Source organism: Pseudomonas sp. 43A (genome assembly GCF_013363935.1).
GTDB classification, from domain to species: Bacteria; Pseudomonadota; Gammaproteobacteria; order Pseudomonadales; family Pseudomonadaceae; genus Aquipseudomonas; species Aquipseudomonas crudilactis.
In genome coordinates this window covers 4,601,413-4,622,018 of sequence record NZ_CP054880.1, presented here as the reverse complement: position 1 = coordinate 4,622,018, position 20,606 = coordinate 4,601,413, and the positions used below count along the sequence as shown (strand labels likewise).

20 protein-coding genes and 1 pseudogene are annotated in these 20,606 nt (G+C 61.0%); 12 read left to right on the top strand and 9 right to left on the bottom strand.

What is annotated here, in order from left to right:
- The first annotated feature begins 2 nt into the window (after positions 1 to 2).
- Positions 3 to 743 (top strand): DUF2063 domain-containing protein, encoded by a 741-nt coding sequence (locus tag HUW52_RS20200; protein WP_016983262.1) that lies wholly within the window; start codon positions 3 to 5, stop codon positions 741 to 743.
- A 1-nt stretch (position 744) separates the two neighbouring features.
- Here the strand turns inward: HUW52_RS20200 and HUW52_RS20195 are convergent, their stop codons facing one another.
- From HUW52_RS20195 to HUW52_RS20180, 4 genes are all read right to left on the bottom strand, one after another.
- Positions 745 to 1,773 carry an NAD(P)/FAD-dependent oxidoreductase gene (locus HUW52_RS20195; RefSeq protein WP_175554696.1) on the bottom strand — a complete coding sequence of 343 codons (1,029 nt, stop codon included), beginning with the start codon at positions 1,771 to 1,773 and terminating at the stop codon, positions 745 to 747.
- Positions 1,760 to 3,943 carry a hypothetical protein gene (locus HUW52_RS20190; RefSeq protein WP_175554695.1) on the bottom strand — a complete coding sequence of 728 codons (2,184 nt, stop codon included), beginning with the start codon at positions 3,941 to 3,943 and terminating at the stop codon, positions 1,760 to 1,762. The genes HUW52_RS20195 and HUW52_RS20190 overlap by 14 nt, the downstream gene beginning before the upstream one ends.
- Before the next feature lie 241 nt (positions 3,944 to 4,184).
- Entirely contained in the window at positions 4,185 to 5,492 is a 1,308-nt protein-coding gene (locus tag HUW52_RS20185; protein WP_016983265.1) for a HAMP domain-containing sensor histidine kinase, read from the bottom strand.
- On the bottom strand, positions 5,489 to 6,229 hold the full coding sequence (locus HUW52_RS20180) for a response regulator (protein ID WP_016983266.1): 741 nt from the start codon (positions 6,227 to 6,229) through the stop codon (positions 5,489 to 5,491). Before HUW52_RS20180 ends, HUW52_RS20185 begins: the two co-directional genes overlap by 4 nt.
- A 297-nt stretch (positions 6,230 to 6,526) precedes the next feature.
- Between HUW52_RS20180 and HUW52_RS20175 the strand changes: the two genes are divergently transcribed.
- Genes HUW52_RS20175 through HUW52_RS20165 form a run of 3 tightly spaced genes read left to right on the top strand, consistent with a single transcriptional unit; the run spans position 6,527 to position 8,365 of the window.
- Entirely contained in the window at positions 6,527 to 6,790 is a 264-nt protein-coding gene (locus tag HUW52_RS20175; RefSeq protein WP_175554694.1) for a DUF2790 domain-containing protein, read from the top strand.
- Positions 6,791 to 6,819: 29 nt separating this feature from the next.
- Positions 6,820 to 7,116 carry a hypothetical protein gene (locus tag HUW52_RS20170; RefSeq protein ID WP_175554693.1) on the top strand — a complete coding sequence of 99 codons (297 nt, stop codon included), beginning with the start codon at positions 6,820 to 6,822 and terminating at the stop codon, positions 7,114 to 7,116.
- A gap of 37 nt (positions 7,117 to 7,153) precedes the next feature.
- Positions 7,154 to 8,365, top strand: coding sequence for a cytochrome c biogenesis protein DipZ (locus HUW52_RS20165; RefSeq protein ID WP_175554692.1), 1,212 nt, complete (start codon positions 7,154 to 7,156; stop codon positions 8,363 to 8,365).
- 17 nt (positions 8,366 to 8,382) lie between these two features.
- On the opposite strand, the gene HUW52_RS20160 is transcribed toward HUW52_RS20165, so the two are convergent.
- Positions 8,383 to 8,844 carry a GNAT family N-acetyltransferase gene (locus HUW52_RS20160; protein ID WP_175554691.1) on the bottom strand — a complete coding sequence of 154 codons (462 nt, stop codon included), beginning with the start codon at positions 8,842 to 8,844 and terminating at the stop codon, positions 8,383 to 8,385.
- 225 nt (positions 8,845 to 9,069) lie between these two features.
- Between HUW52_RS20160 and HUW52_RS20155 the strand changes: the two genes are divergently transcribed.
- Positions 9,070 to 9,342 (top strand): DUF4242 domain-containing protein, encoded by a 273-nt coding sequence (locus HUW52_RS20155; RefSeq protein ID WP_175554690.1) that lies wholly within the window; start codon positions 9,070 to 9,072, stop codon positions 9,340 to 9,342.
- 33 nt (positions 9,343 to 9,375) lie between these two features.
- Positions 9,376 to 10,188 (top strand): class I SAM-dependent methyltransferase, encoded by an 813-nt coding sequence (locus HUW52_RS20150; RefSeq protein WP_016983272.1) that lies wholly within the window; start codon positions 9,376 to 9,378, stop codon positions 10,186 to 10,188.
- Positions 10,189 to 10,312: 124 nt separating this feature from the next.
- On the opposite strand, the gene pcsA is transcribed toward HUW52_RS20150, so the two are convergent.
- Positions 10,313 to 11,035, bottom strand: coding sequence for a phosphatidylcholine synthase (gene pcsA / locus HUW52_RS20145; protein WP_016983273.1), 723 nt, complete (start codon positions 11,033 to 11,035; stop codon positions 10,313 to 10,315).
- Between the two features lie 260 nt (positions 11,036 to 11,295).
- Here pcsA and HUW52_RS20140 point away from each other — a divergent pair, with 260 nt between their 5' ends.
- The 4 genes from HUW52_RS20140 (at position 11,296) to ligD (ending at position 17,180) form a co-directional block, all read left to right on the top strand.
- On the top strand, positions 11,296 to 12,066 hold the full coding sequence (locus tag HUW52_RS20140; protein WP_175555715.1) for a tellurite resistance TerB family protein: 771 nt from the start codon (positions 11,296 to 11,298) through the stop codon (positions 12,064 to 12,066).
- A gap of 163 nt (positions 12,067 to 12,229) precedes the next feature.
- Positions 12,230 to 13,606 (top strand): iron-containing redox enzyme family protein, encoded by a 1,377-nt coding sequence (locus tag HUW52_RS20135; protein WP_175554689.1) that lies wholly within the window; start codon positions 12,230 to 12,232, stop codon positions 13,604 to 13,606.
- 11 nt (positions 13,607 to 13,617) lie between these two features.
- A complete protein-coding gene (locus HUW52_RS20130) occupies positions 13,618 to 14,571 on the top strand; it encodes a class I SAM-dependent methyltransferase (RefSeq protein ID WP_175554688.1) in 954 nt (317 codons plus the stop codon).
- A 17-nt stretch (positions 14,572 to 14,588) separates the two neighbouring features.
- A complete protein-coding gene (gene ligD / locus HUW52_RS20125; protein ID WP_175554687.1) occupies positions 14,589 to 17,180 on the top strand; it encodes a DNA ligase D in 2,592 nt (863 codons plus the stop codon).
- Here the strand turns inward: ligD and HUW52_RS20120 are convergent, their stop codons facing one another.
- The 3 genes from HUW52_RS20120 to sodC all read right to left on the bottom strand — a co-directional run bounded on the left by HUW52_RS20120 (position 17,181) and on the right by sodC (position 18,658).
- Entirely contained in the window at positions 17,181 to 17,582 is a 402-nt protein-coding gene (locus tag HUW52_RS20120) for a hypothetical protein (protein ID WP_175554686.1), read from the bottom strand.
- 80 nt (positions 17,583 to 17,662) lie between these two features.
- Positions 17,663 to 17,977 (bottom strand): DUF2388 domain-containing protein, encoded by a 315-nt coding sequence (locus tag HUW52_RS20115; RefSeq protein WP_016983279.1) that lies wholly within the window; start codon positions 17,975 to 17,977, stop codon positions 17,663 to 17,665.
- 159 nt (positions 17,978 to 18,136) lie between these two features.
- Positions 18,137 to 18,658, bottom strand: coding sequence for a superoxide dismutase family protein (sodC, locus tag HUW52_RS20110; protein ID WP_175554685.1), 522 nt, complete (start codon positions 18,656 to 18,658; stop codon positions 18,137 to 18,139).
- A gap of 224 nt (positions 18,659 to 18,882) precedes the next feature.
- Here sodC and HUW52_RS30835 point away from each other — a divergent pair.
- A pseudogene (locus HUW52_RS30835) lies at positions 18,883 to 19,659 on the top strand (MCP four helix bundle domain-containing protein); the annotation flags it as partial.
- Complete coding sequence (locus HUW52_RS30830) at positions 19,654 to 20,517, top strand: methyl-accepting chemotaxis protein (RefSeq protein ID WP_371929263.1); 864 nt, start codon at positions 19,654 to 19,656, stop codon at positions 20,515 to 20,517. The pseudogene HUW52_RS30835 and the gene HUW52_RS30830, both read left to right, overlap by 6 nt.
- Positions 20,518 to 20,606 lie beyond the last annotated feature (89 nt).

Here is a 20,606-nt window from a genome sequence, read left to right as displayed (position 1 = left end):
TGATGCAGCAACAACGGGCCCTGACCCGATACCTGCGCGATCCCGAACGTCAGGCGCCGCCGGCCGACATGAACGCGGCGCGGGTCGATGTCTATCGTGATCTGGTGTTCAACAACGTATTGCGACTATTGAGCGGCACGTTTCCGGTGTTGATCCGTATCCTCGGTGAGCAACGCTGGGGCCTGCTGGTGCGAGGGTTCCTGCGTGACTGGCGGGCGCAGACACCGAAGTTCGGCGAGATCGCCGAAACGTTTCTCGACTATCTGGCCACGCAACCGCAGGTATTGCGCGAAGGTGAGTGGCCGGCGTTTTTGCTGGAGCTGGCGCATTACGAATGGGTCGAGATGGTTTTGCAGCATTCCGATGCTCAGCCGCTGTCGTCGACGGATCCGGCGCTGTTGCTGGAGTGCCCGCTGCAGATCTCGGCACTGGCCTGGCCGTTGGCGTATGCCTGGCCGGTACATGAACTCGATCCGGACAATCAGCCCGCCACGCCACCGGCTCAACCGACCTTGCTACTGGTGCGACGCACGGCTGACTGGAACGTGAAGTTTTCCGAACTGAGTCCGCTGGCTTGGCGGTTGCTGCAGCGTATCGACGAATATCCCGCCCTTGATGGCCGTCGGCAGTTGCAAGCTTTGGCAGTGGAGGCGGGGGTGGCCGCAACCGCTGCGTTCATGGACAACGGATCGATATTGCTGCGGCAATTGCATGAGGACGCTGTGCTCGGCAGCGTCGTTTGAATCAGTTGGCAGGCAACCATGACGGTGGGTAAGGATGCTGACGATAGAAGTTGCGCAGTTGCGCCACATCGCGTGCGAACCCTTCGATGAGCCATTCTCGATAATGCATCTGCACAGGCACTTGCAAGGCCGGTTGGCGCAGGCTATCTGCCACGGCTTGCGCGGCCTGCATGCCGCTCATCAACGCCTTGAGTACGCCGTGGGAAGACGCCGGGTCGAGCCGGTTGGCGGCATCACCCACCAGAAAATAACCGGCACCGGCGGCGGCCGGCGTGAGGCGCCAGGTCACATCGGCGCCGCGCATGGCGCCCATCGCAGGCAGCGATTGCAAAGCCTTGGGGAGCATCACCGACCGAGCGTTGCGTTCGAAGGTCAGGCGCGTCCAGTGCAACAAACGATCCCCGACCTGGGCAATCCACGTCCACCCATCAGGGTCGGCCAGCAAGTGCGCAGTCGTCGCATAGGCTGCGTTGTAGCCGTGCAAGTAGCCGTAACGTGCAACCAGCGGCGCAGAACAATTATGGGTCGTCAGGCCGAGTTGGCGGCTCAGCCAGTCGCGAGCGCCGCTGGCATCGATCAGGCAGCTCGCGTAAAGGCAGCCGCTGTCGGTGTCCACGCCGATTACCCGGTTGGCCTGAGTCAGCACCCGCCGGGCCCGGCAGGGCTGGTTTACCTCAACGCCCAAAGCGGCGGCTTGCGCCAGCAGCGTCGCGTCCAGTTGTGCTCGCTCGAGATGAAAACCCTGCCAGATGCCGCTGTCATCGGTGCCAAAACCGTTGAAACGCGGCGTACCATTCCACTGTACCCATTGGCCTTCGAAGCGCCGGGCCGCGCGACCGCACAACTGCTCGGCGACTCCCAGTTGCTGCAGCAGCGGTTCGATGCCCGGATGCAGGCTTTCGCCGGGGCGAAACCGTGGGAACGGTTGCCGTTCGATCAAGGCCACGCGCAGGCCACGCCGGGCGCAACTGATTGCCGTTGCGCAGCCCGCAGGCCCGGCGCCGACGATCACCACATCAAAATGCTTCATGGGCGTCCTGCCACGGTAGCGTGTCGCGTTTGATCAGGATCCTATCGGCGCTGAGCAGCAGGATCACCAGTTCTTCGACCTCGACGTGGCGCAGCCTGAAATCACGTTTGGCGCTCTGTACGGCGCCGCGTTTGTAGAGCAAAAAGCGCTGAACCCAGCCGTCGAGGATTTGACCGGACTCCTCCTGCGCAGTGTCCAGTTCGGCATTCGGTCGCTGCACTTCAAGGAACGACAACAGCGGCCAGGTATTGCGCAATGGTTTGTCGCTGGCGGCGCCGAGCACGCGGTACACGCGATACATCGACCGTACGCGATGCTGATAGGCCATTTGCGAGGTGCGGCCGGTCATGCTCAAGGAAAACCGGCCATCGAGGGCCACTTGGGTGTAGTCGGCATGGGCGTACGCGTGGTACTGGACGATCAGCCGATCGTCTTGAGTGATCAGTTGCGGACCGCGCTGATCATCCCAGGCCACATCGCCGCCCATGCCTGTTTCCTGATCGGTCAGCGGAATGATGCTGTGCAGTGTCGAGCGCGGCTCGAAGACCCGCGCCGAATCAGGTGACACGCCGGGCCAGAAAGAACCTAGCGCCGCGCAAATCTTCGCATCCTCGGGAAACGGGCTGGCCATCTGATAACCGGCGAGGACGTTGATCCACTCAGCGTCCGGGGTCTGCTGGCGCACCCAGCCGACCTCCCAGCCAGGCCCGAACACCCCTGCGGCGCCGTCGGGCAGAGTGGTCGGGCGCGATGGCGACGGCAGTGTGTTGGTGGACTGCAGCATGCCGGCTGGATCGGCGAGACCGACGATAGCGCTCACTCCACGATCGGCGGGGGAGAACAATTGATCCCGCAAATGCAGATTGGCGCAGTAGCGGACGTTGGAAAGCGCCTCCAGTCGTGCATGCCACAGATCGGTGCTCGGTAACGTCGGTTCATCGCTGACCCAGTGCAACAGTTTGCGTTGGTTGCATAGCGGATAGAAGTCCGGAGGGCCGATCAGCGAGTAGGCCGCTACCGTCGGCAAACTGTTTTCCAGCGCCGGACACCGTGGCCGCACCCAGCCATCAGCGGTGCCGTCCTGATAATGCAAGGCGTGATAACCGCCCTGACGCACCAATTCCTCGACATTCTCGTACGCGTTCAGGTCTTCGATGCTGCCATCCACCTCGACCCGGTGACGCCCGTGAATCATGCCGCCACTGTTGGCCGGCATCACAAAGGACAATGGTTGACCCTGATAGGCGACCGGCTCGACCAGCCGGGATTTGGCCTCGGGCACCAGAAGCCCGGGGCCGACATCTGTAATTGGTGCCCAATGCGCCAGATTGTCGGTCACGACGAAGGGCGGCTGGCTGATCTGCGGTTCCTGCCAGCCGGTGCCGCTGTGGCGTAAGTGGATATGCCGCAGTTTTTCGTTGATCTGGTGGTTGTCCAGCGTTAACGCCAGATTCATGGCTTGCAGGCACTGCGAACCATTGAACAACTTTTGCAGAGGCACCCAGAAATCCAGTTCGGGATCGACCTCGAGCTGAAAATCCATCGGTCCGAAGCGTTCGGCATCGCCCTTGAGTTGGACGGCGATGTAGGCGCTGTAGCGCACCGGCATTACCCGGATGCTGTAAGGGTCATCGTCGACGAACGGCAAAAAGCAGCGCAGTTTTGCGTCATAGCGCGCGGGGGCGGTGCCGACGCGGGCGATACCGGTGCGTGAGAAACACAGGTCGGCATGCCGGCCATGCACGGTGTCGGCGGCGCAGCGATATTCACTGGCAAACGCGACCATTGCCAACGGGGCGCCCAACGCTTTGCGGCGCAGACTGTCGAGCGTGGGCGGGCTGACGCTGTAGACATAGTCGAGCACCGTCTCGATCTCAGCGGCGGTGGGAAACAGCTGCAATGTTTGCCCGTTCTCATCGCTGATAACCCGTGGCGAAGCCAGTGCGTGATACAGCAGGCTGTGTGACGGGACGCTGGCTTCGACTGCGCGGCTGCCGGCCAGTGCGAAATCGGCGAATCCGGGTAGAGAACGGTCGATGTTCAGCGGTTTGCCCAGTTCCGCCGCCAGCGGTTCGCCAAGCAGGTCCAGGCCATGGGCGAGCATCAGCGAATGCCAGCCGCCCGGCGCCAGTCGTTTACACACATGGGTGACGGATTCGAGCAGATTCATGTTGCGCCTCGACAGGTTGGGCCAATCGTCATGGAACCGCAGCCCGGCGCTGGCTCGCCACTGTCAGATCTGACAGTGGCGACCAGTGGTGATCAGTGCGAAACGGGCAGCACAACGATAAGCGCACCTGCCAAGGCGCACAGTCAGTGGATTCTGATGAGGTTGTAGGCATTGGCGCTGCAGTGTGCAGGCTACCGACTGGCGCCTGTCGGTAGCGTTTAAACAGCTGCCGTGGAACCGATCAGAGTTGCAGCGGCAACTTCAGCTCAGCACACAACCCGCCGCCCTTGCGGTTGCTCAAGGTCAGCGAACCACCCAGCGCCATGGCCAGTTGCTGGGCGATGGCCAAGCCCAGTCCGGTGCCACCGGTATCGCGATTGCGCGAGTTTTCCACGCGGTAGAACGGTTGCAGCACCTGCGCCAGTTCGGCATCGGCGATGCCCGGGCCGCGATCCATGACGGTGATTGCCAGGCTGCCCTTGTTGGCTTCGACCCAGACTTCGGCGGCGCCGGCGAACTTCAGTGCATTGTCGGTGAGGTTCACCAGCACTCGGCGCAACGCATGAGGACGGGTGTCGATGACGGCCGTACTCTTGCCGACCAGTTGCACCTGTTTGCCCATGTCCTGATAGTCGAACACCAGGCTTTCGAGGAAGGAATCCATGTTGGTGCGGCGGCTTTCTTCGGTCGAGCCATGGATGCTGCGTGCGTAGGCCACGCCTTCGCGCACCAGATGTTCCATCTCGCTGAGGTCATTCCACAGTTTGTCTTTCTCGGCGCAATCGTCCATGAGTTCGGCGCGCAGTTTCATCCGCGTGATCGGCGTTTGCAGGTCATGGGAAATCGCCGCCAGCAGTTGCATGCGTTCCTTGAGGTAGGCGGCGATGCGCGCCTGCATCGTGTTGAACGCCCGTGCTGCGTAGACCACTTCGTTCGGGCCGCTTTCGTCGAGGTTGATCGGGTGGGCGTTGGGGTCGAGGGTTTCCACGGCGTTGGCCAGGCGGGTCAGCGGACGGATCGCGATGCGCACCGCCAGCCAGGTGCAGGCGATCATCAACGCCAGTTGACCGAGCAAGACCGCCGGCAACCAGGGTGACAACGGGACCATGGCGGGGCGCACGTCGATGGTCACCGGGCTGCCGTCGCTCAGGCGCAGATGGCCTTGAAAGTGTTTCTTCGGCCCGGGAATATCGGTGAAGGTCAGCGGATAGCGTTCACCAATGGCTTCGGTGATCGAGGTGACAGCCACCGGCACATCACCAGCCTCGATCGGCGTGCCCGGTTCGCCTTCGCTCAACAGGTAGCCATAATTTCTTCGCGCCAGACGCTCGAGCCAGGCAGGGCGCTCTTCGGCAGGCAAGCGATCAAGGATCGCAATCGAGGTCGAGACGTCGGTTTCCAGATTGCCGAGCATGGTGTTCTTGGCGCTTTGGTAACGTTCGTAATACTGCGCGCCGAACGACAGCGCCTGGGCGAGCAACAGGCCAATCAGGAAAATCAGCGACAGGCGCGAGGCGAGGGTGCGCGGCCAGTGCAGATTGACGCTCATGCCGGGGCACCGAGAATTTCGACCGGCAGCGAGAACACATAACCCTCGCTGCGCACGGTCTTGATGTAGGCCGGCTCGCGCGCATCATCGAGCAGACGCTGACGCAAACGGCTGACCAGCAAATCGATCGAGCGATCAAACAGATCGGCATCACGACCCTGGGTCAGATTGAGCAACTGGTCGCGGCTGAGCACCCGTTGCGGGTGATCGAGAAACACCCGCAGCAAGCGGTATTCGGCGCCGCTGAGGGCGACCATGGTGCCGTCCTTGTCCAGCAAGTGACGGGCCGAGGTGTCCAGTTGCCAACGACCGAAGGCCAGCAAGCGACCGGCCTCGGTGACCACCAGATTCGGCGGCAGCATCCGCGTGCGGCGCAGCACGGCGTTGATCCGCGCGAGCAATTCGCGGGCGGCGAACGGCTTGGTCAGGTAATCGTCGGCGCCCATTTCCAGGCCGATGATGCGATCGGTTTCATCGTTGCGCGCGGTCAGCATCAGCACCGGCGTGGCCTTGTGTTTGCCCACGCGCAGTTCGCGGCACAGCTGCAGGCCATCGTCGCCGGGCATCATGATATCGAGCACGATCAGGTCGACGGTGTTGGCTTCGAGAAAGTTGCGCATCTGCCGGCCATCGGCGACCACGGTGGTACGCAGGCCGTTTTTCTTCAGGTAGTTGCCCACCAGTTCACGGATCTCGCGGTCGTCGTCGACGATGAGAATGTGATCGACATGATCCATCGGTGTAAACCTCTATCAAAAGGGACTGCCGTGCAGTGTATCGAGCCTGCTGCGGCTCGCCTGCCTGCCTTTGTGTTGCAGTGTATCTGCCGTATCGCTGGATACACGGGAACGCAAAAACGCGGTTTTTCCAGGGTTTTGTATCGCTGTGTATCCCTCGATGGCAGGGATACACAGCGATTGAAACGCGCCTGTTCCTGACACAGACGCGATACCTCGCGAGCCTCAAATAGGCTCCATCGAGGCCCACACAGATCGCCTCGGCTCAAACCCAACTGAAGCCTTGAGGAAAACGCCATGAACAACAAATCCGTAATCGCCGCCTGCCTGTTTGCCGCCCTGAACATCTGCACGCTGTCGGCCCGTGCCGAAGCCGCTGTCACTCCGCAAACCTACACCTACGGCACCCACCTGGATATCCAGAAAGTGATCTCGCTGAAACAGGACAACTCGGTGGCTTGCGGGATTGTCGAGGCGCGCATGACCTACCTCGATTCGGCCGGTCAGACCCGCGTGCTCGATTACAGCAAATTCGCCGACGGCTGCAACAACGACAACTGAGTCATCACTCTTTATAGAAGGAAACAACCATGAACAACGTATCGCGCTTGCTGACCGCCATCGCCTTCTCCCTGGCCGGCGTCGCCACCCACGCCAACGCCGCGGTTGAACAGCATAGCTGCCACAGCAATACCTGCTTCCAACTGACGCCGGTGGCCCAGCAGGGCAGCGACGGCTTGATCGCAGCAGACGGCTCCAGCCGCACACCACAAGGCCAGATGTTTGCTGCAGACGGTTCCAGCCACACACCGCAAGGCCAGATGTTTGCCGAGAACGGCGCCAGCCGTACGCCGCAGAGCCATTGGCTGGAAAGCCAGAACGGCTGAATGGCTCGTCACATTCATTGATCAAGGGTGACTCACTATGTACCTCATCGCATTCCTCGGCGGTCTGCTGACCGTGCTCAGCCCCTGCATCCTGCCGGTGGTGCCGTTTCTGTTTGCCGGCGCCCAGCGCAGTCGCGCTTCGATAATGCTGGCCCTCGGCGGCATGGCCCTGACTTTCGCGCTGATCTCAAGCCTGGCGGTCGTCAGCAGTGAGTGGGTGATTCAAGCCAGCAACAGCGGACGTTATGTCGCGTTGATCGTGATGAGCGTGTTCGCCTTGTCGCTGATCTCGGCGCGCATCGGCGACTGGCTGACACGACCGTTCGTGATGCTCGGCAACCGCCTCGATCCGGACACGCGGAAAAAGGCCGGGCCGATGGGGTCTATCATGCTCGGCGTGGCCACCGGATTGCTGTGGGCACCCTGCGCCGGGCCGATTCTCGGCGTGATCCTCACCGGCGCCATGCTGCAAGGCGCCAGCGCGCAGACCAGCCTGTTGCTGCTGGCCTATGGCGCCGGCAGTGCGTTGTCGCTGGGCACGCTGATTTTCACCGGACGCGGCTTGGTCAATCGCCTGAAACCGTCGATCCCGTTCACCGGCTGGTTGCGCCGTGGTGCCGGGGTTGCGGTACTGGCGACGGCAGCGGTGATTGCCACCGGCTTGGATAAAACCTTATTGGCGAAGACCTCCTCTGAAGGCGTCGCCAGCGTCGAAAAAAGCGTGTTGGAGAACGTGCCGAAAGTGGTCGACTACTTTGTCAGCAAAGTCCGTGCGGACTCGCCGATGGAGGAGGGCAAAGGCGCGATGCCGTCGCTGGCCGGCGCAGTGCAATGGCTGAACTCGCCCGACCTGAGCGCTGAGTCCCTGCGCGGCAAAGTGGTGCTGGTGGACTTCTGGACCTACGACTGCATCAACTGCCAGCACACCCTGCCGTACGTCAAAGACTGGGCGAAGAAATACGAGAAGGACGGGCTCGTGGTGATCGGCGTCCATACCCCGGAATACGGTTACGAGCGGATCATCGACAACGTCAAGGATCAGGTGAAAAAGCTCGGCATTACCTACCCGGTGGCCATCGATAACAACTATGCGATCTGGCGCAACTTCGACAATCAGTACTGGCCGGCGCATTACCTGATCGACGCCAAGGGGCAGGTGCGTTACAGCCACTTCGGCGAAGGTCGCTACGAAGCGCAGGAGCAGATGATCCAGCAGTTGCTGCAAGAGGCGAAGGCGCCTGCCGCTTGATCAGCCAAACCAATGGCTCAGAGGTCACGCACCATGAGCCATTGTTCGTTGTCCCAGGCGCGAAAACGCTCCAGGACTTGCCAGTCGCGCTTGGCGTAGTAGTCCTGCTTGTTCTGTGTGTGCAGATACAGGCGTGCAAAGCCGCAGTCTTTCGCTTCCTGGCAAATCCCGCCAATCAAGCGTTCCGCCAGCCCTTGCCCGCGCGCTTCAGGGCTGACGAACACGCAGGCCAGCCAAGGTCCGAGATCGGGCCGCAGGGCGAGGTCATCGCGTGCCAACGCCGCGCCGCCGACCAGATGTTCACCGTCCATGGCGATCAGGCAGGACCAGTCGCCATTGCCTTGGCCCTCGGCAAATTCACGCTGCCACTCGGCCAGCGGGTGGTCGACGTATTCGTAGGGGAATTGTTGGTGGATCCATTGAGCATAACGGTCGCTGTGGTGCATGTGATTCGCGAGCCAATCGATTTGCAGTGACATCTGACAAGTCCGTTTCAGAAGCGAGCGTGCATCAGAAACCAATCCTCCGGCGCTGGCAATCTCGAAGGTGTTGCAGAGGCTTAACAGATTTCCACCACTCATCGGTAAACCCGCAGTTTTCGGGGTTTGCCGGACGATTGGCAGGGACGCCAACCAGTAGCAGCGCGATAGTGGGTGAGCAGGGTCACTGCCGGCTCTGCCACATAAAAAGAACGCGAGGTTGCCATGCCGAAATTCGTGATTGAACGCGAGATTCCAGGAGCCGGAAAGCTGTCGGAAGCAGAACTCAAAGCCGTGTCGCAAACGTCCTGTGATGTGTTGCGCGAACTCGGCCCGCAGGTGCAATGGCTGCAGAGCTACGTCACCGCTGACAAAATCTATTGCGTGTACATCGCACCTGACGAAGAGCAGGTCCGCGAGCACGCCAGGCTCGGTGGGTTTCCTGCCAACAGTGTGGCGCGTGTGATGACGGTCATCGATCCGACGACGGCCGAATGATCACCGACCCCACCCGCAGCGGAGTTCACTCTTATGAGTACCCCGATTGATCTGACTGCCCTGAAGGAACGCCAGAAAGTCGCCTGGGCCAGTGGCGACTACGCCGTGATTGGCACGACGTTGCAAATCGTCGGCGAAAACCTTGCCGAAGCCTGCGACCTGCGTTGCGATGAGGAGGTGCTGGATGTCGCTGCCGGCAACGGTAATGCAACGCTGGCGGCGGCGCGGCGCGGTTGCCTGGTCACCTCGACCGACTATGTCGCGGCACTGCTGGAGCGCGGCCAGGACCGTGCCCGCGCGGAGCATCTGGACGTGACGTTTCAAGTGGCCGATGCCGAAGCGTTGCCGTTCGCCGACGAGAGCTACGACGCCGTGCTGTCGACCTTTGGCGTTATGTTCGCACCGGATCAGGACAAGGCTGCCGCCGAACTGGGCCGGGTTTGTCGCCGTGGCGGGCGGATCGGTCTGGCCAACTGGACGCCGGAAGGTTTTGTTGGCCAGATGTTCAAGACGCTCGGCCGGCATCTGCCACCGCCCGCCGGTGCTCAGCCACCGTCGAATTGGGGCTCCGATGCCTGGCTGCACAAACATTTCGATGACCGCGATTTTCTGCTGCGTGTGACGCGGCGTGAGTTCAACTTTCGCTATCGCTCGGCGGCGCATTTCATCGACATCTTTCGCCATTGGTACGGGCCGGTGCACAAGGCCTTCGCGGCATTGCCGCCGGAGAGCGGGCAGGCTCTGGAGAGTGATCTGGCGGATTTGCTCAATCGTTTGAATCGGGCGGGGGAGGCGTCGCTGGTGGTGCCGAGTGAATATCTGGAGGTGGTGATCACCAAACGCTGAATGAAGATCCATGTAGGAGTGAGCCTGCTCGCGATAGCGTTCTTTCAGTCAAAAATATGCAGTTGAAAGAACGCTATCGCGAGCAGGCTCACTCCTACATTGGATTTGTGTTGGGTTCTGGAGCCTATTTCACCTGCGGCCGCTCAAACCACTCCAGCGCCGTGCGCCAGATGCAGATCCCCAGAAAGTACGCCGACATCAGCAACCACAAGCCCATCACCAACGGGTTGATCACCGGGTGGTTGAGCACTAGGGACAAACTGCACAGCAGCCAGATCGCCGTCACCGCAATGTTGATCGGCATGAACCGGCGCACGCGGAACGGGTGCAGGAATTTCATCCGCGTCACCGTCAGCAGCGCCAGACCAATCACCGTCAGAAAAGTGATCCACGGCCCCGGCCCGATGATGTAAAGGCACAGCGCGACCACATTCCACGCCGCCGGAAAGCCGACAAAGTAGTTGTCCTTGCTCTTCATGTTGACGTTGCAGAAGCAGAACAGCGACGACACCAGAATCAGCGACACGGTCAGCAGCAGGGTGTAGTCGGGCAATGGCACGTAGCGATAGATGAACAGTGCCGGAATGAACACGTACGTCAGGTAATCGATCACCAGATCGAGGATCGAACCATCGAAGCTCGGCAGCACCGATTGCACGTTGACCTTGCGCGCCAGCGCGCCGTCGAGGCCGTCGACAATCAGCGCCACGCCCAGCCACATCAGGCAGTGGGTCGGCTGGTTTTCCAACAGAGCGAGGGTGGCCAGAAAGGCCGTGACCACGCCAGTCGCGGTAAAACCATGGGCGCCCCATGCTTTGAGCCTGGCGATGTGTACGGTCGATATCACGGGGACGTTCTCCAGAAAGTGAAGCAAGCCGGGTATCACCCTTGGACAATAAGGGCGCCGGCAAACCGGGTCGGGGTTGCAGCTATCGACCGGTCTGGCCGGGATAAGGTTCACCATTGATCAATCTTAGCTGGCCGGCGAAAAAATACGCGGGCGAAATTCGTCAGGGCTTCGAGCATCAGCCAAACGGTGCTGGCGCTAAGGCCGCACGGGTCTATCGTTGCCAGACGCAGTTACTGCCAATGCTTGAGGATGACGTCATGAACACCAGCGATTTGCTCGAACAACTGCTGCGAGGCCAGGCCTCGGCAGGTCAACAATCTTCAGCGTCTGCCGGTGCGGGTCTGGGCGGCCTTGGTGGCTTGCTGGGTGGTCTGCTCGGAGGCGGCTCGGGCGCGGCCAGCGGCGGCGGATCTGCCGGTGGACTTGGCGGCTTGGGCGGCTTGCTCGGTGGTTTGCTCGGCGGCGGTGCCGGTGGCGGCCTGGGTGGCGCACTGGGTGGGGCGCTGGGCGGCGGTGGCGGCACGCAAAGTCGTTCCGGTGGTACCAATTATGCGGCGCTGGCCTCGCTGGGGATGATGGCGTTCCAGGCGTATCAAGCCTGGCAACGCAGCCAGGCCAGTTCGGCACCGTCACAAACGCCGCAAACGGCTAACCTCCTGGCCGGCCCGGAAATTGAAGAACACAGCCATGCGGTGCTGCGCGCCTTGATCGCCGCGGCCAAGGCTGACGGGCGTATCGATGAATCCGAGAAACACCTGATCAGCAGCGAAATCGGCAAACACACCGATGATCCGCAGTTGCAGCAATGGCTCGACGCCGAAGTCGCCAAGCCGCTGGATCCCGCAGAAGTGGCGCAGTCGGCCAATGGGGATCCGGCCGTCGCCGCCGAAATGTACCTGGCCAGCGTCCTGCTGGTGGATGACCAGCAGGACGCCGAGCGCAGTTATCTGGATGAACTGGCAGCCGCGTTGCAGATCGACCCGGATTTGCAGGTGCATCTGGAACAACAGGCCAAAGGTACGGCCTGAAGTCACGTTAAATAAATCATTGCCACCAGCAGCTCCGCCAAGGAGCTGCGTCGCCGTCCGTCCGGGCAATTTTCACGTCGATTGAATTTTTCGCAGGCGCTGCCTCTCTGCTGCTGTAGAGGCGTGTGGAACAGCGCCCTGCCAATCGACCGAGAATTTTGCCATGACTGTCCTGACACACCTGCAAGCTGCGCCTGCACAACCGCATCTTATGAATGCTGCCGGGAACATCCGGCAGGTCTATGAGGCGTTGTTGCGCGATGACAATCCCCAAGACCTTGCGCAGGCGTTTTTGCAGGAGCAACTGCAACACGCCGCGCCACTCACCGATGCTCTGCCTGAAGACCCGGCGACGTGGCACTCGTGGGTAGCCGAACATTGCGCCGATGTCGCCCGGCAATACGCCGACTATCTGCAACAGCGCAAGGCCGGTGGGCCTCGGCAATTCTTCCGTGGCAAGGCGCAGGCGCTGTATTTCCTGCAAGCGGTGGCACCGACCAAACTGGTCGACGGAGCCTGGCTCTATGGTCTGTTGCCGCGCTGGCAGGACCCGCGTTTCCAAGGCTTGCTGCGCACGTTTCTGGAAGAACTGGGCGAGGGCAATCCGGCGCAAAATCACGTGGTGATTTACCGCAAACTGCTCGCTGAGCATGACTTGCAAGACAGTAGCGCAATCGCTGATGAGCGCTACCTGCAAGGCGCGATACAACTGGCGCTAGGCGTCTGTGGTGCTGATTATTTGCCCGAGGTGATCGGCTACAACCTCGGCTATGAACAACTGCCGTTGCACTTGTTGATCAGCAGCTACGAACTCAGCGAACTGGGCATCGATCCGTACTACTTCACCCTGCATGTGACCATCGACAATGCCAGCACCGGCCATGCGCAAAAAGCCGTGCAGGCAGCGCTCGATCTGCTGCCGCTTGAGGCCGATCGCGGCGAATTTCTGCGTCGGGTAGCGCTGGGTTATCGGCTCAACGACCTGGGGCAGGGCAGTCGCGCGATCATTGAAGGTTTCGACCTAGAGCACGAGTTGCTGGCGATGCTCGAGCGCAAGTGCCCATTCGCCCAGCACATGCACTCCGATTACTGCCGCTTCGAAGGGCAGACCGTCAATCAGTGGCTGGCTGCACCGGAACAATTGCCCGGTTTTCTTCAAGCGTTGCAGAACAAGGGCTGGATCAAACGCCACGAAGACCCGCAGGCCAGCCGTTTTTGGCAACTGATCGCGGGCGACGGTGCGGCGATGTTTGGGGTGTTCAATGCCTACGAAAAACAACTGGTGCACGACTGGATTGCTGGCGACTGGACGCCGTCGGATAAAGCGAAACCTGTTCGGCGGCACAGTCATCCCGCAGCGCCCATCGAAGGGCTTGAACAGGATCCCGACGTACAGGCGCTCAACGCCGCGCTGCAAGGTCGGGACGGATTGGCGCAGATGGCGATTCTGATCCCCTGGCTCGCGCCGGCCCGCCATGCACATCCGGCCGGGCTGCTCGCCACCCGGCGTTTTATCGAACTCAAATCCCGTTTGCCTTAAGGACATCGCCGATGAATCAGGAAGAACAACTCTGTACCAACGACCTCGTGCTGCTGCAACTGGGCCGGCGCTTGTTGGCAGACGGATATCGGTTTATTACGCCGACGCCGTTGACCCATCAACGGGTCAACCAGCGCGACGAGGGCCAGATGGCCGACTCTTTGCGCGATGTGTTCGGCTGGTCGCGTCCATTCGCACCGGGGTTGTTGTCGGCCGATGAACAGCGGCAGCTGCAAGACGCTCAGGTCATTGATACCTACGAAGGTCAGTTGAAAAGTCGTGTGCGCTGGTCAAGCCTGGATGATTTGCTGTTCGTGCATTCGGCGTTCCCTACCGAGGCTGCTGATGCGGTGTTTTTCGGCCCCGACACCTACCGTTTTGCGCAACTGATCCACGCTCACCTGCAACAGAATTTCGCGTCGATCCATCGCGCGGTGGACATTGGCTGTGGCGCTGGCGTCGGTGCGATTGTGATCGGCCGTGCCCGTCGCGAGGCACAAGTGCTGGCGCTGGACATCAACCCTGCAGCGCTGCGTCTGACTGCGATCAATGCGGCACTGGCAGAAGTCGGCAACGTCGAAGTGCGCGCCAGTGATCTGTTGCAAGGCGTTGACGGTGAGTTCGACCTGATCGTCGCCAACCCACCGTACATGGCCGATCCGGCAGAGCGCGCCTATCGCCATGGTGGCGGCACGCTGGGCGCTGGGCTGTCGCTGCGCATCGTCGAGCAGGCGCTGAATCGGCTGGCACCTGGCGGTTCGTTGTTGCTCTACACCGGCGTGGCGATGGTTGATGGTCGCGATCCGTTCCTCGACACCGTGTTACCGCGACTCGATGAACAGCGCTTCGGCTGGACGTATCGCGAACTTGATCCGGATGTCTTCGGCGAGGAGCTGCTCAACCCCGGTTATCAACGGGTCGACCGGATCGCCGTGGTGGCGTTGACCGTGACCCGAATTGGCTGAAGCAAGGCAGGTGCGCAATGAGCAGAACCCTTGACGACTACAACCGCATGCGCGACTTCTCGGCGACGTCCGAGCCGGCCGCCGTCAAGCGCTCCGGGCGTGAAACCGCAACGGATCACGCGTTGCAGTTCTGCATCCAGAAGCACGACGCTTCGCACCTGCACTATGACTTTCGTCTGGAACTCGATGGCGCCTTGAAGAGCTGGGCGGTGCCGAAAGGGCCGTCGCTCGACCCCAAGGTCAAACGTCTGGCGGTGCATGTCGAGGATCATCCGCTGGATTACGCGACGTTCGAGGGCAGCATCCCCGAAGGGCATTACGGTGCTGGCGATGTGATCGTCTGGGATCGCGGTGTGTGGATTCCGCTGGAAGATCCGCACAAGGCCTACGCCAAGGGCAAGCTCAAGTTCGAGCTGCAAGGTGAAAAGCTCGGCGGCATCTGGAATCTGGTGCGCACGCACATGCCGGGCAAGAAGGAGAACTGGTTTCTGATCAAGCATCAGGACAGCGCCGCTCGCCCGCAAGATGATTACGATGTGTTGGTCGCCGAGCCGGACAGCGTGCTGAGCGAGCGAACCCTTGTAACCAAGCCCAAGTTGGCCGCAGAGCAAAGCAAACCGCCGAAGAAGGCCCCGGCCAAGGCGCGCAAGCAAGCGACCGGCAAGCTAACCGGCGCGCACAAGGCGAAACTGCCGGCACAACTCAAGCCGGAGCTGGCCACGCTGGTCGATAGCGCACCCGAAGGGCAGTGGAGCTACGAGATCAAATTCGATGGCTACCGGATCATGGCGCGGATTGATCATGATCAGGTGCAACTGTTCACCCGCAACGGTCATGACTGGACGCACAAGTTGCCGCAACAGGCTGCAGCCCTGGCCGCGCTGGGATTGGAATCGGCGTGGCTGGACGGAGAAATGGTCGTCGCCAACGAGCACGGCGTGCCGGACTTTCAGGCCCTGCAAAATGCTTTTGAAGGTGGAAGCAGCGGCAACATTCTCTACTACCTGTTCGACCTGCCGTATCTCAACGGCGTTGATCTGCGCGAAGTGCCGGTCGAGGAACGTCGCGCGGCGCTGGCCACGGTGCTCGGCAGCCATGAACAACCGTTGCTGCACTTCTCCGAAGCCTTCGATGAAACTCCGGACGCACTGCTCAACAGTGCCTGCCAGATGCAGATGGAGGGGCTGATCGGCAAACGCCTCGGCTCTCCCTATGTGTCGCGGCGCAGTGGCGACTGGATCAAGCTCAAGTGCAAACACCGCCAGGAGTTTGTGATCGTCGGATACACCGATCCGAAGGGCTCGCGCAGTGCCTTCGGTGCATTGTTGCTGGGGCTGCACGATCGCGACAGTGGCGAATTACGCTACGCCGGCAAGGTCGGCACCGGTTTCAACGAGTCGACGTTGAAAAGCATTCTGGCCCAACTCAAACCCTTGCAAGTGAAGAAGGCGGCGGTGGTCAATCCACCCAGCGGGTTCGAGGTCAAAGGCGTGCATTGGTTGAAACCGAAGCTCTTGGCAGAGGTGGCGTTTGCCGAAATGACCAAGGACGGTTCAGTGCGCCACGCCGTGTTCCATGGCTTGCGCGACGATAAGCCAGCCAAGGACATCATTGAGGAGCGAGCGAAACCGGTGAAAACTGCAGAGAAGAAAACGTCTACGAAGAAACCGCCGAAAAAGGCCTCGGCGAGCAACGCCGACACGGCGCCGTCGCAGCTCAGACTGGCCAACGGCAAGGTGCGCATTACTCACCCCGATCGAGTCATCGATGCCGCCAGCGGCACCACCAAGATGCAACTGGCCGAGTACTACGCCAGCGTCGCCGAGTGGATCCTGCCGCAACTCAAGGAGCGCCCGGTCGCCTTGGTGCGCGCCCCGGACGGCATCGCCGGCGAATTGTTCTTCCAGAAAAATGCCGAACGCCTGGCGATCCCCGGCATCACCACGCTGGACAAGGACGTCACCGGGCAACCGGTAATGTTGATCAACAATGCCGAAGCGCTGATCGGCGCAGTGCAGATGAGCACCGTCGAACTGCACACCTGGAACGCAACCACGGTCGATCTGGACAAGCCTGACCGCTTCGTACTCGACCTTGACCCGGATCCGGCATTGCCGTGGAAAAGCATGGTCGAAGCGACGGCGCTGACCTTGACCGTGCTCGATGAGCTGGGCCTCAAGGCGTTCCTCAAAACCAGCGGTGGCAAGGGTATTCACCTGGTCGTGCCGCTGACCCGCAAACTTGGCTGGGACGAGGTCAAGGACTTCAGCCACGCTATCGTCAGTCATATCGCCAAGCTGTTGCCGGACCGCTTTTCTGCAGTGTCCGGGCCGAAAAACCGCGTCGGGCGGATCTTTATCGATTACCTGCGCAACGGTCTGGGCGCCACCACCATTTGCGCCTATGCGGCGCGCACCCGCGAAGGATTGCCGGTGTCGGTGCCGCTGTTTCGTGAGGAGGTCGCCGAGATCAAGGGCGGCAATCAGTGGAATGTGCACAACGTTCATGAGCGGTTGGCGGAGGTTGGCGACGAGCCATGGGCTGATATGAAGAAAACCCGCCAGAGCATTACCGCCGAGATGCGTAAACGCTTGGGTCTGAAAAAGTGATCAGGTGTCGCGCAGCAAGTCGTGGGCGTTGAGCAGTTCGAAGGCGATGTCCGGGCGATTTTCCAGTCCGCGGCGAATCGCCGCCGGAATCGCCGCCCGCGTCTTGCGGCACAGGCCCGGTAACTCGTCGATCTGAATGGCGATACCGCGCATCGTCCGCACTTCATTGAAACCGGGAGCGACGTCCACGCGAATGCCCAATTGCTCGAACATGCGCTTTTGCAGGTGTGCGAGGTCAGCGAGGTCTTTGAGTTTTTCCAGCCGCGCCAGCAAGACTTTCTCTTCCTCACGAGTCAGACGCAGGATGCGCAGATCCGAACCTGGAGTCTCCAGCAACAGGTCGCGCCCGCAAATGCAGGCGCCGGGCGGGCAGGGGGAGCGCAAGGGCACAGAAGTCGTCATGGCCTCCATCATAGAGGCCGTCGGACAGTTTTGCCTATGCGCCGTCAGCGGCCATCCATCGGCTGCTTTATCCGTGACGGCTACTGATTCAGCCCTTCGTAATGCACCAGAATCGCGTTGGCCAGATCTTCATCGCTGGCGTTGATGCCAGGATTGTCCTGGCGAACCTGTTGCAGCACCGATTCAAGATAAACCCCACGAATGGCCCCGCCACTGGCGACAAACGCAGACAAGTCGTCACGGGCTGGAATCACCATTTTGTGATCCTTGAAGGTCGAGTACAGCGACGCGGAGACACCGGCCGAAGTGGCGACGTCACCCGCATCAACACGGGCCAACGCCGAGCCGACCGGCAGGCATAGGAGTAAAGAAGAAACGAGCACTAACTTGCGCATGACGGTGTTCCTCCACAAGCGCGAAGCAAAAAGGGAAGGACTACATAATGTGAGAGGGGCGCGGGGGGCGGGAGTTCCGTGACGGTAGAAAGTCTGCGCTATTGCAAGACAGACGCGGGCAACGCCATTGTGGGTTGCCCGGCTTCAGGCTACGGCGGGTCAGATCACCCCGCAGGCCATGCGATCACCGCCACCACCCAGCGGTTTGGGCACGTCAGCGTGGTTGTCGCCACCGGCGTGGATCATCAGCGCGTGACCCTTGATTTCGGCGATCTTTTTCAGACGCGGCGCGAGTACCGGGTAGTTGGCGACGCCGTCAGCCGTCACGTAGACCGCCGGCAGATCACCCAAATGGCCGTCGGCGTAGGGGCCGAGGTGCTTGCCGGTTTTCTGCGGATCGAAGTGCCCGCCTGCGGCCAGTGCGGCACCTTTTACGCCGTCCTTCATGCCGGCTTCACAGCTACCGTTTTCATGCACGTGGAAACCGTGCACACCGGCCGGCAGGGATTTCAGATCGGGCGTGAACAACAGGCCATATGCGGTCTCACTGATAGTGACCGAGCCGATCGCTTGCGGCGCGCCGTCGGCACTGACCAGATTGATGGCGATTTTTTCCATTGCCGCCTGCGCGGTACCGATGGCGAAGGTGCCGAGCAAACCCAACCACAATGCGCGTTTCATAGGCGTTTCCTTTTGCTGTACGAATGTTCAGAGCGACGGATTCAATAGCCTGCCGGCATTAACCGGCGATGAAGGCCGTGTCCGCTCGCGTTGAAAAGTGAGACTTTCCGCGCAATTGGAAAGTTTTACGGCATTCTGTCTGCATGCCGACACCTGCTGACACGCTCTGGCGCGGCAGACCTGCACAAATAGGCTTAACTGAAGGCTGACAAGCGCTTACGGGCGTGACGAGAGAGGAAAACCCGGTGTCGATCAAACTGCGTTTAGTGTTGCTGATTGTGACAAGTCTGCTGACGGCGTTGATCGTGAGTCTGGTCAGTTACGTCGGCAACCAGCGGATGGCCTCGGCGGTCAGCGACAACGCGGTCAGCATGAGCGCGCTGCGCAACCACATGGAAGCCGACATGATGCACGACGCCCTGCGCGCCGATGTCTACTCGGCGATGCTGGTCGGGCTGGGCAAAAGTACCAGCACTGCGAGCGAGGTGCGCGATTCGATCAATGAGCATGCCGGGCATTTTCGCGAGGTGCTCGAGGAAAACCTCAAGTTGCCGATCAACCCGACATTGCGCACGGCGCTGGAGCAGATCAAGCCTGGCCTCGATACCTACATCAACACTGGCGAGCGGATCGTCGGATTGGCGCTGGACAATCCTGATGCCGCTCAACGGGAACTGGGCACCTTCAACACGGCGTTTGGTCAGCTTGAAGAACAAATGGCCGCGTTGAGCGAGTTGATCGAGTCCAATACGCGGCAGACCAGCGCTGCAACCGAATCAGCTATCCACAGCGCCAACGTTGCGCTCGGTGTGGTGTTGCTCGCCAGCCTCGTGCTGCTGTTGATTCAGGGGCGCTGGGTGATTCTGAGCATTATGGGGCCGTTGAAGACCGCCAGTCGCATCGCCGAAAGCATCGCCCACGGCAACCTCAGCGAGCCGATCGCCGAGCCGTCCGGCAAGGACGAAGCCAGTGGCTTGATCCGCACACTAGCGACCATGCAGCGCGACTTGCGCAACATGATCGACGTGGTGCGGCGCAATGCTCACGGCGTCAGTGGCATGAGCGAACAACTCAGCCAGGGCTGCCATCAGGTCGCCGACAGCAGCCAGCAGCAAAGCGTGGCTGCCGGCACCATGGCCGCAGCCGCCAGCCAGATGACCGCGAGCATCGAGGAAATCACTCGCCACGCCGAGCGTGCCCTGAGCATGGCCAATCAAGCCGAAACCCTGGCGAAAGAGGGCGGTGGTGTGATTCATCAAGTGGTCAGCGACATGGACGATATCGCGCGCTCGGCGCAACAGTCGGCACAGGTGATCCGCACGCTGGATCAGGAGTCAGAAGCCATTTTCAACATCATTCAGGTAATCAAGAGCATTGCCGACCAGACCAACCTGCTGGCGCTCAATGCCGCCATTGAAGCGGCCCGGGCCGGGGAGCAGGGCAGGGGCTTTGCGGTGGTCGCGGATGAAGTGCGCAGTCTGGCGGCACGTACCAGCGCTTCTACCCAGGAAATCGCCGCGATGGTCGCGCGCATTCAGCACAGCACCCGCGAGGCGGTCAGCAGCATGGAGGCGGGCGTCGCGCAGGTTGACAAGGGTATGGCGGTGACGGCGGATGTCGAGCGGGCTATTCGCGAAATCCTCGAGGCGACGTTGAGCACGACGCAACTGGTCAACGACATCACCCGCACGATTGGCGAGCAGAGCCAGGCGAGTAACGAGATTGCCCATCAGGTGGAAATGATTGCCGGGATGTCCGAGGGTAATAGCCGTGTGATCGGGCAAACCGCAAATACCACCGATGAATTGTCGAGTCTGGCGGGGCAGTTGGCGCAGTCGGTGGATCGGTTTCGGTTATAACGGGGAGGGCAGTGGATTTGTGCAAGCCGGGCTGCCGCCTTCGCGAGCAAGCTCGCTCCCACATTGGAATGCGTTCTCCTGTGGGAGCG

What these genes read in the sequence shown, in the direction of transcription:
- HUW52_RS20165 (WP_175554692.1), top strand. Translation starts at nt 7,154, where the DNA reads ATGTACCTCATCGCATTCCTCGGCGGTCTGCTGACCGTGCTCAGCCCC.
- HUW52_RS30830 (WP_371929263.1), top strand. Translation starts at nt 19,654, where the DNA reads ATGCAGCGCGACTTGCGCAACATGATCGACGTGGTGCGGCGCAATGCT.
- HUW52_RS20180 (WP_016983266.1), bottom strand. Translation starts at nt 6,229, where the DNA reads ATGGATCATGTCGATCACATTCTCATCGTCGACGACGACCGCGAGATC.
- HUW52_RS20150 (WP_016983272.1), top strand. Translation starts at nt 9,376, where the DNA reads ATGAGTACCCCGATTGATCTGACTGCCCTGAAGGAACGCCAGAAAGTC.
- HUW52_RS20160 (WP_175554691.1), bottom strand. Translation starts at nt 8,844, where the DNA reads ATGTCACTGCAAATCGATTGGCTCGCGAATCACATGCACCACAGCGAC.
- HUW52_RS20200 (WP_016983262.1), top strand. Translation starts at nt 3, where the DNA reads ATGCAGCAACAACGGGCCCTGACCCGATACCTGCGCGATCCCGAACGT.
- HUW52_RS20140 (WP_175555715.1), top strand. Translation starts at nt 11,296, where the DNA reads ATGAACACCAGCGATTTGCTCGAACAACTGCTGCGAGGCCAGGCCTCG.
- HUW52_RS20190 (WP_175554695.1), bottom strand. Translation starts at nt 3,943, where the DNA reads ATGAATCTGCTCGAATCCGTCACCCATGTGTGTAAACGACTGGCGCCG.
- sodC (WP_175554685.1), bottom strand. Translation starts at nt 18,658, where the DNA reads ATGAAACGCGCATTGTGGTTGGGTTTGCTCGGCACCTTCGCCATCGGT.
- HUW52_RS20115 (WP_016983279.1), bottom strand. Translation starts at nt 17,977, where the DNA reads ATGCGCAAGTTAGTGCTCGTTTCTTCTTTACTCCTATGCCTGCCGGTC.
- HUW52_RS20185 (WP_016983265.1), bottom strand. Translation starts at nt 5,492, where the DNA reads ATGAGCGTCAATCTGCACTGGCCGCGCACCCTCGCCTCGCGCCTGTCG.
- HUW52_RS20120 (WP_175554686.1), bottom strand. Translation starts at nt 17,582, where the DNA reads ATGACGACTTCTGTGCCCTTGCGCTCCCCCTGCCCGCCCGGCGCCTGC.
- HUW52_RS20195 (WP_175554696.1), bottom strand. Translation starts at nt 1,773, where the DNA reads ATGAAGCATTTTGATGTGGTGATCGTCGGCGCCGGGCCTGCGGGCTGC.
- ligD (WP_175554687.1), top strand. Translation starts at nt 14,589, where the DNA reads ATGAGCAGAACCCTTGACGACTACAACCGCATGCGCGACTTCTCGGCG.
- HUW52_RS20170 (WP_175554693.1), top strand. Translation starts at nt 6,820, where the DNA reads ATGAACAACGTATCGCGCTTGCTGACCGCCATCGCCTTCTCCCTGGCC.
- HUW52_RS20135 (WP_175554689.1), top strand. Translation starts at nt 12,230, where the DNA reads ATGACTGTCCTGACACACCTGCAAGCTGCGCCTGCACAACCGCATCTT.
- HUW52_RS20130 (WP_175554688.1), top strand. Translation starts at nt 13,618, where the DNA reads ATGAATCAGGAAGAACAACTCTGTACCAACGACCTCGTGCTGCTGCAA.
- HUW52_RS20175 (WP_175554694.1), top strand. Translation starts at nt 6,527, where the DNA reads ATGAACAACAAATCCGTAATCGCCGCCTGCCTGTTTGCCGCCCTGAAC.
- HUW52_RS20155 (WP_175554690.1), top strand. Translation starts at nt 9,070, where the DNA reads ATGCCGAAATTCGTGATTGAACGCGAGATTCCAGGAGCCGGAAAGCTG.